Below are 9,697 nucleotides of genomic sequence, written 5' to 3'. Positions count from 1 at the left end.
CTGCGCGCGGCCGGCTGGCCGGAGGCGCTGGACCGGGTGGCCGCCGGGCTGGCCCGGACGCGGTCGGAGCACGGCCCGGACGCGGTCGGGGTGTTCGGCGGCGGCGGGCTGACCAACGAGAAGGCGTACCTGCTGGGCAAGTTCGCCCGGGTCGTGCTGGGCACCGCCAACATCGACTACAACGGCCGGTTCTGCATGTCCTCGGCCGCCGCCGCGCACCGCAGGGCCTTCGGCCTGGACCGCGGCCTGCCGTTCCCGCTCGCCGACATCCCGCACACCGGCTGCCTGATCCTGGTCGGCGGCAACCCGGCCGAGACGATGCCGCCCGCCATCCGGTACTTCCGTGAACTGCGGGAGAACGGCGGCACGTTGATCGTCGTCGACCCGCGCCGCACCCGCACCGCCGAACTGGCCGACCTGCACCTCCAGCCGCGCCCCGGCGGAGACCTGGCGCTCGCCCTCGGCCTGCTGCACCTGGTGATCGCGGACGGCCTGGTGGACCAGGAGTTCATCGACCGGCGGACCAGCGGATTCGAGCGGGCCCGCGAGGCGGCGATGGCCCACTGGCCCGACCGGGTGGAGCGGATCACCGGCGTCCCGGTCCACCGGCTGCGCGAGGCCGCACGGCTGTTCGGCGGCGCGGACAGCGGCATCGTGCTCACCGCGCGCGGACCGGAACAGCACAGCAAGGGCACCGACACCGTCGGCGCCTGGATCGACCTGTGCCTGGCCACCGGCAAGGCCGGCCGCCCGTACAGCGGCTACGGCTGCCTCACCGGCCAGGGCAACGGCCAGGGCGGGCGCGAGCACGGGCAGAAGTCCGACCAACTGCCCGGCTACCGCTCCATCGAGGACCCGGCGGCGCGCGCCCACGTCGCCGCCGTCTGGGGCGTCCCGGCCGAGAGCATCCCGGGGCCCGGCAAGTCCGCGTACGAGCTGCTGGACGGACTCGGCCGCCCCGGCGGCGTCCGGGCGCTGCTGCTGGCCGGCTCCAACCCGGCGGTGTCCGCGCCGAACGCCGGACACGTCACCGAGCGGCTGCGCGCCCTGGACCTGCTGGTGGTCGCCGACGTGGTGCTCTCCGAGACCGCGCGGCTCGCGGACGTCGTGCTGCCGGTCACCCAGTGGGCCGAGGAGGACGGCACCACCACCAACTTGGAGGGCCGGGTGATCCTGCGCCGCCGCGCCCTCGACCCGCCGGAGGGCGTCCGCAGCGAACTCCGGCTGCTGCGCGAACTGGCCGCCCGGCTCGGGGTGTTCACCGGCTTCCCGGCCGATGCCGAGCAGGTCTTCGAGGAGCTGCGCCGCGCCTCGGCCGGCGGCGACGCCGACTACGCGGGCATCGGCTACGACCGGATCGCCGCCGAGGACGGGGTGTTCTGGCCCTGCCCGACGCCGGACCACCCCGGCACGCCCCGGCTGTTCCTGGACCGCTTCGCCACCCCGGACGGCCGGGCCCGGTTCGCCGCCGTCACCCACCGCCCGGCCGACGAGGAACCGGACGGGGACTACCCGCTGTACCTGACCACGGGACGGGTGCTCGCCCAGTACCAGAGCGGCGCGCAGACCCGTCGGGTCGCCGAGCTGAACGCGGCCGCGCCCGGGCCGTACGTCGAACTGCACCCCCGGCTCGCCGAGCGGCTCGGGATCGCCGACGGCGAGCCGGTGGCCGTCACCAGCCGGCGCGGCCGGGCCGTCGCCCCGGCCAGGGTCACCGACGCGATCCGTCCCGACACCGTCTTCATGCCCTTCCACTGGGCGGGCCCAGGGCGGGCCAACAGCCTCACCAACCCGGCGCTCGACCCGGTCTCCCGGATGCCGGAGTTCAAGGTCTGCGCCGTCCGGGTGGAGCCCGTCGGACGGGAGGCCTCCCGGTGACCCCGGTGACCCCGGTGACCCCGGTGACCCCGGTGACCCCGGCGGTGCCGGTGACGTCGGCAGCCCCGAGGATCGCCGTGGTCGGCGCGGGCATGGCGGCCGCCCGCTTCGCCGAACGGTACGGCGCGCTCGGCGGGCCGGGACGGGTCACGGTGTACGGCGCCGAGCCGCGCGCCCCGTACAACCGGGTGCTGCTCACCGAGGTGCTGACCGGCCGCTACGACGCCGAGTCCATCGCGCTGCCGCTCGGCGGGGCCGAGGTCAGGCCGGGGTGCGAGGTGGCGGCGCTGGACACCGCGGCACGGAAACTGCGGCTGGCCGACGGCAGCGTCGAGCCCTGGGACGACCTGGTGCTCGCCACCGGCGCCGGCCCGGCGATGCCGCCGGTGCGCGGACTGCGGGGCCCCGACGGGTACCGACTGGCCGGGGGCGTGCACACGCTGCGCACGCTGGAGGACTGCGCCGGGCTGGCCGAGGAGGCCGTCGGCGCGCGGCGCGCGGTGGTGATCGGCGGCGGGGTGCTCGGGGTGAGCGCCGCCCGGGCGCTGGCCGCGCTCGGCATCAGGACCGACATCGTCCACCAGGCAGGACATCTGATCGAACGTCAGCTGGACGGACAGGCCGCCGCCGTCCTGCGCGAGCGGCTGCGGACGCTCGGCGTCGAGTGCCACACCGGCAGCCGCGCCCGGGCCGTGCACACCGGCCCGGGCGCGCCCCCGCCCGGAGGCCGGAGGAGGGTCGAGGCCGTCGAGCTGGCCGACGGCCACCGGCTGGACTGCGACCTGGTGGTGCTGGCCTGCGGCACCCGCCCGCGCACCGCGCTCGCCCGGGCCGCCGGACTGCCCGTCGCCACCGGCGTCCTGGTCGACGACGGGCTGGGCGCCGCCCCGAACGTGCACGCGATCGGCGACTGCGCCGAACACCGCGGCACCGTCCACGGCCTGGCGGGCCCCGCCTGGGAACAGGCCGACGTGCTCGCCCGCCGCCTCTCCGGCGCCGACCCGGACGCCCGCTACCCCGGCACCAGCCCGCGCGCCCGGCTCAGCACCGGCGGCCTGGAGTACGCGGCCTTCGGCGCCGTGGACGAGACCGACGACCCGGGCCTCGACGTGCTGCGGCTCACCGACGCCACCCGCGGCAGCTACAAGAAGCTCGTCCTGCGCGGCGACCACCTGGTCGGCGCCATCCTGCTCGGCGACCTGGCCACGGTGGACGCGCTCGCCGGCGCGTTCGCCGCCGGCGGCGCGCTCGCCGGCCACCCCCTGCACCTGCTCACCGGAGGAACCGCCATGACTGGAGTAGTGCGATGACCACAGACGACCGACCGGCTCCGCACCGCGGCCCCGTCCGGGACCTCGTCCTGGTCGGCCACGGCATGGTCGGCCAGCGCTTCCTGGAGGCCTGGGCCGAGCAGCCCGCCGCGCGCGGCTGGCGGGTCACCGTGCTCGCCGAGGAGCCCCGGCCCGCCTACGACCGGGTCCACCTCAGCTCACTGTTCACCGGGAGCACCGCCGAGGACCTGGCGCTCTGCCCGGCCGGCTTCCTCGCCGAGCACGGCATCGACCTGCGGCTGGGCGACCCGGCCGCCGCGATCGACCGGTCGGCGCGACTGGTGCGCACCGCCTCCGGCGCCGAAGTCCGGTACGACGTCCTGGTGCTGGCGACCGGCTCGGTGCCCTTCGTGCCGCCGGTGCCGGGCACCGACGCCCCCGGCTGCCACGTCTACCGGACGATCGAGGACGTGGAGGCCATCCGGGCCGGCGCCGCGACCGCCGGGACCGGCGTGGTGGTCGGCGGCGGACTGCTCGGCCTGGAGGCGGCCGGCGCGCTGCGCGCCGGGGGACTGGACACCCACGTGGTGGAGTTCGCCCCCCGGCTGATGGCCGTCCAGGTGGACGACGGCGGAGGCGCGGCGCTGCGCCGCAGGATCGAGGAGCTGGGCGTCACCGTCCACACCGGCGCCGGGGCGAGCGGCGTGCTCACCGGAGCGGACGGCCGGGTCCGGGCGCTCGCCCTCTCCGACGGACGCGAACTGCCCGCCGGGCTGGTGGTGTTCTCGGCCGGGGTGCGCGCCAGGGACCAGCTCGCCCGGGACTGCGGACTGCCGGTCGGGCCACGCGGCGGCGTCGTGGTGGACGCCCACTGCCGCACGGAGGACCCGGCGATCCTCGCCGTCGGCGAGTGCGCCCAGGCCGTCGACGGGCGGGTCTACGGGCTGGTCGCGCCCGGCTATCAGATGGCCGAGACGGCCGCCGGGACGGTGGCCCGCCTTGCTGCGCCCGGTCTCGACGGCCCCGGCCGCGGTGCTCCCGGCCCCGGTGCTCCCGACCCCGGTGCTCCCGCTCTCGACGGGGCGGGCTTCAAGGGGGCCGACACTTCCACGAAGCTGAAGCTGCTCGGCGTGGGCGTCGCCAGCTTCGGTGACCCGCACGGCACCGCCGACGGCGCCCTCGACGTGCTGTACAGCGACAGCCGCAGCGGCGTCTACCGCAAGCTCGTCATCGGCACCGACGGAGGCCTGCTCGGCGGCGTCCTGGTCGGCGACACCGAGGGCTACGACACCCTGCGCCCGCTCGCCGTGGCCGGCCGGCCGCTCACGGTGGCGCCCGAACAGCTGGTGCTGCCCGCCGGGTTCGCGGGGGCGGCGGGGCCGGTCGCGCTGCCCGACGACGCGGTGCTCTGCTCCTGCCACAACGTCACCCAGGGCGCCGTCCGGGCCGCCGTCCGCGAGCAGGGCTGCGACGGCGTCGCCGCCGTCAAGAAGTGCACCAGGGCCGGCACCGGCTGCGGCAGCTGCCTCAAGCGGCTCGGCACCGTGGTGGGCGAAGAGCTGGAGGCCGCCGGGGTCTCCACCGTCAAGGGCCTGTGCGAGCACTTCGCCCACACCCGGGCCGAGTTGTACGAGATCGCCCGGGTGACCGGAGCGACGAGCTTCACCGAACTGCGCGACCGGCACGGCAGCGGGGAGGGCTGCGAGATCTGCAAGCCGACCGTCGCCTCCATCCTGGCCAGCCTCGGCAACGGCCACATCCTGGACGGTGAACAGGGCGCCCTCCAGGACTCCAACGACCACTTCCTCGCCAACCTCCAGCGCAACGGCTCGTACTCGGTCGTCCCCCGGGTGCCCGGCGGCGAGATCACCCCCGAGGGCCTGATCGCGATCGGCGAGATCGCCCGTGACCACGGCCTCTACACCAAGATCACCGGCGGTCAGCGGATCGGCATGTTCGGTGCCACCGTCGACCAACTGCCCGTCATCTGGGGCAAGCTGGTCGACGCCGGATTCGAGTCCGGACACGCCTACGGCAAGTCGCTGCGCACCGTGAAGTCCTGTGTCGGCGAGACCTGGTGCCGCTACGGCGTCCAGGACTCCACCGCCCTGGCGATAGAACTGGAGCTTCGCTACCGGGGGTTGCGCTCCCCGCACAAGCTCAAGGCGGCCGTCTCCGGCTGCGCCCGCGAGTGCGCGGAGGCGCAGAGCAAGGACTTCGGCATCATCGCCACCTCGGCGGGCTGGAACCTCTACGTCGGCGGCAACGGCGGCATGACCCCGCGCCACGCCGACCTGCTCGCCGCCGACCTCGACCGCGAGACGCTGATCCGCACCATCGACCGCTACCTGATGTTCTACATCCGCACCGCCGACCGGCTGGAGCGCACCTCGGTCTGGCTGGAGCGGCTGGAAGGCGGCCTGGAGCACCTGCGGGCCGTCGTCCTCGACGACTCGCTCGGCATCGCCGCCGAGCTGGATGATCTGATGAAGCGTCACATAGGTGACTACCAGGACGAGTGGGCCGCGACCCTGGCCGACCCGGAGCGGCTGCGGCGCTTCGCCTCCTTCGTCAACGCGCCGGGCACCCCCGACCCTGCCGTGACCTTCGTCCCCGAACGCGGCCAGATCCGCCCGGCCCGCCCCGGCGAGACCGGCCGCACCCTCGTCGCCCTCGGTTCTCCCGGCTTCCTCAGCCCCCCGGCGCTCGCCGCCGGATCCCGACCGGAGGTGCTCGCCCCGTGACCGTACAGATCCACGACGGCACCCGCTGGCAGACCGTCTGCGCCCTCGCCGACCTCCAACCGGGCCGTGGTGTGGCCGTGTTGCTTCCAGAAGCCGGACAGATAGCGCTCTTCCGGGACGGCGCCGGCGGGCTGTACGCCGTCGACAACCTCGACCCGTTCAGCGGTGCCCCCGTCCTCGCCCGCGGCCTGATCGGCAGCCGCGGCGACCGGCCGACGCTCATCTCGCCGATGTACAAGCAGGTCTACGACCTCACCGACGGCCGCTGCCTGGACGAGGACACCGCCCCCGGCGGCGCGCCCGCCGTGCTGCGGCGCTGGCCGGTGCGGACAGCGGCCCCCGGGGGTGCGGAATGAGCCTCGCGGTCGGGGCCAGGAGGCCTTCTCCGACGGCCGGCTGGGACCCGGAGGACGAGGAGTTCTGGGCGCGGTCCGGCGCCCGGATCGCCCGGCGGAACCTGGTGTTCTCCGTGTTCTGCGAACACATCGGCTTCTCGGTGTGGAGCCTCTGGTCGGTGCTGGTGCTGTTCCTCGGCCCCGAGTACCACATCGACACGGCGGGGAAGTTCACTCTCACCGCCCTGCCCACCGCCCTCGGCGCGCTGCTGCGGCTGCCGTACACCTTCGCCGTCGCCCGTTTCGGCGGACGCACCTGGACGGCGATCGGCGCACTGCTGCTGCTCGTGCCCACCCTGCTCGCGGCCCTGGTGCTGAAGCCGGGCGTCCCGTACGGGACACTGCTGGCCGTCGCCTGCGTGGCCGGGGTCGGCGGGGGCAACTTCGCCTCCTCGATGGCCAACATCAACGCCTTCTACCCGCACCGGCTCAAGGGCTGGGCACTCGGCGTCAACGCGGGCGGCGGCAACCTGGGCGTGCCGGCGGTGCAGCTGCTCGGGTTGCTGCTCCTGGCCACGGCCGGCGTCGCCCACCCCCGGCTGCTGCCGCTGCTCTACCTGCCGCTGATCCTGCTGGCGGCGGCCGGGGCGTGGTGGCGGATGGACAACCTGCCTGCCTCGTCGATGAGTTCGGGGCAGGGGCAGGCGCTTCGCGAGGTTGTTCGTGACCCGTACGGCTGGGCCGTCTCCACCCTCTACGTCGGCACCTTCGGCTCCTTCATCGGCTTCGGCTTCGCCTTCGGGCAGGTGCTCCAGATGCAGTTCCACGAGCGCTTCGACACCCCGGCCAAGGCGGCCGCGCTCACCTTCCTCGGTCCGCTGCTCGGCTCACTGCTCCGGCCGGTCGGCGGGCGGCTCGCCGACCGGTACGGCGGGGCCGCGGTCACCCTCTGCACCTTCCTCGCGATGGGGGCGGGCACGGTGGCGGTGATCGCCGCCTCCCGGGCCGGATCGCTGCCGCTGTTCCTCGCCGGGTTCGTCGCGCTGTTCGTGCTCAGCGGCATCGGCAACGGTTCGACGTACAAGATGATCCCGGCGCACTACCAGGCCGTGGCCCGGACGGCGGTCGCGGCCGGGGCCGACCCGGCCGCCGCCGAGGCCGGCTCCCGGTGCCGCACGGCGGCGCTGATCGGGCTCGCGGGGGCGGTCGGGGCGTTCGGCGGGGTGCTGGTGAACCTGGCGTTCCGGCAGTCCTTCCTGGCCGGCGGCAACGGTGACGCGGCGTACACGGGGTTCCTGCTGGTCTACGCGGGCTGCTCGGTGCTGACCTGGGCGGTCTGGCTCCGGCGCCGGTGAGAAGAGGCGGGCGGGGGCGTCGGCTGATGGGCTGTTGGTATGACGTTCGGACGGTCCGGCGGGCGGGTGCCGGACCGGGCGGTTAGCGTCGGCCGCAACACGTTCTCGGGCCGGGAGGTTGCAGTGCAGCGGTGGATCATCCTGACGGTACTCACCTCGGCGCTCACCGGCCTCACCGGCGCCGCCGTACCCGCCGTCGCCGAGGACCCGGCGCCGTTCCGCGCCACCCCGTCGGCCGCCGCGGCCGCCACCAGGGTCACCATCAGCAGCGCCAGGATCGACCCCAGGCTCCCCGGCCGGATCCGGGTCGAGGTCGAGTACCTCTGCTCCGTCGCGGCCGAGGCCCGCTCGCTCACCGTCACGGGGGAGCAGAAGGACCCGGCGGACACCTCCTCCATCGCCTTCGGCTCCACCCGGACGGCCGAGACCGACGTGCTCTGCAACGGGACGGCGCAGAAGCGGCAGGCCGTCGTCCAGTCCAAGACCACCAACTGGCTCCCGAACACCGACGCCGTCCTGACCGCGACCGTCACCGACATCGGCGCCACCCCGTCGGCCGCCGCCGACGCCAAGCGGATCAAACTGGCCGGCACCACGGCCTGATGCGCCTGCCCCGCCGGGCCGCGGCTTGATCCGCGACGCCCCCGCCCGCGTCCCGATGGCCGGCCACTCCTGATCCGTCGAATACACCCGTGAACAGGGCTGCTGCGAGCCGCCTCCATGTTCTACAGTTCTGTAGAACATGGACGGACGGCGATCGGGGACGAGCATGGACAGGCCGCTTCGGCTGCCGCAGCAGGATCGGGCGGACTTCGAGACGGAGCTGGGGCGGGCGCTCTCCGCCCCGTCGGTGCGGGCGGCGTTGTGGGCCAGCGGGGAGGAGGCCAGGGGCGTCGAGCGGTTGCGGCGGACGGCGCGGGAGAACGCGGAGTTCGTGCTGGCCGCGGCGGCGCCGGAGTACGAGCGCTACGCGACGCTGCGGGCGGATGCCGACGCGGTGGCGCGGCTGCCGGCGGCCGCACCACCCCGGGAGCGGGCGTCGGGGTGGTGGGGGGTGCTGGGGCTGGTCGTGCCGATCATCGCGGTGACGGCGGCGGTGATCTTCCTGCTGCTGGGCTCCGTGCTGGGGCTGGTCGAGGACCTGGAGGTGCTGGCGGGGGCACTGGTGGACGCCGGCTGGGTGTCGGCCGGGGCGGCTGCGGTGAGTCTGCTGGTGGGCGGGCTGGGGCTACTGGGGACGGCCCGGTCGAAGGGGCCGGAGGCCGGGGAAGCGGCGGACGGGCCGGGGGAGTTGGTGCTGGCGCGGGACGCCTGGCGGTCGGCGCTGGCGGAGCGCGGGCTGGTGCCGTACCTGGTGGCGCAGGCCGGTGCGGCGCCGGGTCGGCGGCGCTGATCAGGCCCGGTCGAGTCCCGTCGAGCGGGCCGCGTCGACCAGGAGCCGGGCGGCGTCCGGGGGGATGGCCAGGCGGCGGGCGATCCAGGAGGCCGGCCGGCCGGTTCTGGCGAGCATCCAGGCCGAGTACAGGTGGCCGAGCTGGGGCGCGTTCTCGGCGAGCAGCAGCGGCCGGACGGCCTCCATCGGGAAGCCTTCCAGCGCGCGGGCGCTGTACTCGCGGCCGTTGGGACCGGGCGGGGGCAGCGGGAGCGGGCGGCGGAGGTCGATCCAGCGGCTGAGCAGCACCGCTCCGACCACCAGCAGGCCGGTGCCGGAGGCGCCGATCAGGATGCCGCCGATGACGGGGCGGTCCTCCTCCTCGGCCATGCCCAGGGCGATCTCCTCCAGGACGAGCAGGCCGAGCACGGTGAGCAGCACCGCGGCCTCGGCGGGGCGTGGGTGGGTCCGGGACGTCGTCATGCGGAACCTCTTCCTCGGCGGGGCGACCGGGGGTTTCGGGTGGGCGCGGCGATTCACCTTCCGTACAACGGTGGCGGGCGGCCCGGGGCACGCCTCGCGACTCAGGCGGTGTAATCGCGGATCGGAGTTGACGCATCGTCAAGAGACTGATGTGTTGGGCCGATTGGCCGTCAGCCGGAGGTTGGTTCAGACCTCCTTCCGGTCGGGCGCGCCTGGGCGGTGCGGTCGTCGACGGGGCGGGGCCCGGCTGCGGGCCTCT

8 protein-coding genes are annotated in these 9,697 nt (G+C 75.0%); 7 read left to right on the top strand and 1 reads right to left on the bottom strand.

The genetic code is table 11. The annotated features are described in order from the left end of the window. The 7 genes from BU198_RS21520 to BU198_RS21490 form a co-directional block, all read left to right on the top strand. Nucleotides 1-1,878, top strand: a 1,878-nt coding sequence (locus BU198_RS21520) for a molybdopterin oxidoreductase family protein (RefSeq protein ID WP_188298496.1), incomplete at its 5' end; no start/stop codon positions are given. Beyond that, nucleotides 1,875-3,188, top strand: a complete 1,314-nt coding sequence (locus tag BU198_RS21515) for an NAD(P)/FAD-dependent oxidoreductase (protein ID WP_317620241.1) — start codon at nt 1,875-1,877, stop codon at nt 3,186-3,188. The genes BU198_RS21520 and BU198_RS21515, both read left to right, overlap by 4 nt. Next, nucleotides 3,185-5,893 carry a nitrite reductase large subunit NirB gene (gene nirB, locus BU198_RS21510; RefSeq protein WP_188298495.1) on the top strand — a complete coding sequence of 903 codons (2,709 nt, stop codon included), beginning with the start codon at nt 3,185-3,187 and terminating at the stop codon, nt 5,891-5,893. The genes BU198_RS21515 and nirB overlap by 4 nt, the downstream gene beginning before the upstream one ends. After that, on the top strand, nt 5,890-6,249 hold the full coding sequence (gene nirD / locus BU198_RS21505) for a nitrite reductase small subunit NirD (RefSeq protein ID WP_317620240.1): 360 nt from the start codon (nt 5,890-5,892) through the stop codon (nt 6,247-6,249). The genes nirB and nirD overlap by 4 nt, the downstream gene beginning before the upstream one ends. Continuing rightward, the gene (locus BU198_RS21500; RefSeq protein WP_188298494.1) at nt 6,246-7,583 is read left to right on the top strand and encodes an MFS transporter; all 1,338 of its coding nucleotides are present in this window, start codon (nt 6,246-6,248) and stop codon (nt 7,581-7,583) included. Before nirD ends, BU198_RS21500 begins: the two co-directional genes overlap by 4 nt. 123 nt (nt 7,584-7,706) lie before the next feature. After that, nucleotides 7,707-8,186 carry a hypothetical protein gene (locus tag BU198_RS21495; RefSeq protein ID WP_188298493.1) on the top strand — a complete coding sequence of 160 codons (480 nt, stop codon included), beginning with the start codon at nt 7,707-7,709 and terminating at the stop codon, nt 8,184-8,186. Nucleotides 8,187-8,352: 166 nt separating this feature from the next. Further along, nucleotides 8,353-8,976 carry a hypothetical protein gene (locus BU198_RS21490; RefSeq protein WP_188298492.1) on the top strand — a complete coding sequence of 208 codons (624 nt, stop codon included), beginning with the start codon at nt 8,353-8,355 and terminating at the stop codon, nt 8,974-8,976. Here the strand turns inward: BU198_RS21490 and BU198_RS21485 are convergent, their stop codons facing one another. After that, entirely contained in the window at nt 8,977-9,438 is a 462-nt protein-coding gene (locus BU198_RS21485; protein WP_188298491.1) for a hypothetical protein, read from the bottom strand. It abuts the gene before it with no gap. Between the last annotated feature and the right edge of the window lie 259 nt (nt 9,439-9,697).

The sequence above is a fragment of the Streptomyces sp. CBMA156 genome (assembly GCF_014596515.1).
Lineage (GTDB): Bacteria > Actinomycetota > Actinomycetes > Streptomycetales > Streptomycetaceae > Kitasatospora.
This window is presented reverse-complemented; position numbering and strand designations above follow the sequence as displayed.